Origin of the sequence: Pseudoalteromonas sp. K222D, assembly GCF_017653575.1 — a bacterium.
GTDB classification, from domain to species: Bacteria; Pseudomonadota; Gammaproteobacteria; order Enterobacterales; family Alteromonadaceae; genus Pseudoalteromonas; species Pseudoalteromonas nigrifaciens.
This window is the reverse complement of sequence record NZ_JAGGDL010000087.1, coordinates 1-1,235: the sequence shown is the minus strand read 5'-3', so window position 1 is coordinate 1,235 and position 1,235 is coordinate 1. Positions and strand designations below refer to the sequence as shown.

At 39.4% G+C, this 1,235-nt stretch carries 2 protein-coding genes; both read right to left on the bottom strand.

From position 1 onward, the window contains the following. On the bottom strand, positions 1–705 hold a 705-nt coding region (locus J5X91_RS17955; RefSeq protein ID WP_208835392.1), incomplete at its 3' end, for a DDE-type integrase/transposase/recombinase. Continuing rightward, the gene (locus tag J5X91_RS17950) at positions 681–1,187 is read right to left on the bottom strand and encodes a transposase (protein WP_008467666.1); all 507 of its coding nucleotides are present in this window, start codon (positions 1,185–1,187) and stop codon (positions 681–683) included. The genes J5X91_RS17950 and J5X91_RS17955, both read right to left, overlap by 25 nt. Positions 1,188–1,235 lie beyond the last annotated feature (48 nt).

The following is a 1,235-nucleotide window of genomic DNA, read 5'->3' as shown; positions in this document are numbered from 1 at the left end:
AGGCACAATACCTAACTCCTGCAATGTTGCCAATAACGTTGCCCCTTTCATTGGACTGCCATTATCCGAGTGCAACGTGACTTGATCTGGCTTTACCTGCTCTCGCCTGCAAATATCTACCATTAAATCAGCCGCCAGTGTGCTTAGCTGTGTGTCATGAACCTGCCAACCAACTATTTTTCGACTATAAATATCCATCACTAAATATAAGTATAAAAACTGACCTTTAACCGCTGTTGGCAAATAGGTGATATCCCATGTATAAATTTCGTTTACACGTGTTGCCTTGAGCGCTTTTGGCTTTTTTATCTTTTTATTTGGTTTAACTTTTTCTCTGTGTGTTAATAATTTATGTGATTTCATAACACGATAAAACGAGCTTTCTGATGCTATCCACACACCTTTATCTAATAGTTTAGGGACTATCTTGCTGGGTGGTAAATGTCCGTATTCTATTGAATTTACTGTCTTAATAATACGCTGTTGCTCTAATTCAGTTAGCCTGTTAGGTGGTCGCTTTATCGTACTCGTTCGCTTATCTGTCATATCATCAGCTTCAATCCAGCGTTGAATTGTTCTTGCCGTTAGACCAAGTAACTCACATGCTTTTGCTTGCCTTGCCCCTGATTTCTGCGCGTCGGTAATGAGCTTTATCAGTTCATGACGTTCAGTTGAGCTGGTTAATCGTCCTCGTTGAAACCCCAAAGCGCATCTGCTTTTTTTTTGAGTACAAGTAAGGCAGCTGTTTCTGCTAACGCTTTGTCTTTACGATTAAGCTCTTTTTGAAGTTGCTTAATTTCTTGTTTGAGCTGTTTACTGTCTGATTTTATGGGCTTCGTTGAAGGCCCTTTAGCAAAATCTTGCTTCCACTGTTTAATATGATGCGGGTAAAGCCCCTTAGCACGGCAATATTCATTAAGAGCTGCTTCATCTAAACTCGCACATTCAATAATGGCATTAAGCCTTTCTTCTAAGCTCCAGTCATGAGGGCGTTTTTCTGTTGTCATGTGACTACCATTATTTTTAGTTTCAAGTTCATGTTTTTTAGCAAGCGTAATCCATCGTTGCAAGGTTGAATAACCGATGCCTAAATCAAACGCAATATCTTCTAGGCGAACATCATCACATTGAGATAATGCTTTTTCAACAGCTTGAACTTTAAATTCTTGTGTAAATCGACGTCTCATTTTATTGCCTCTATTAAAAGTTAGAGGCGACAACTATCCTGACACCTG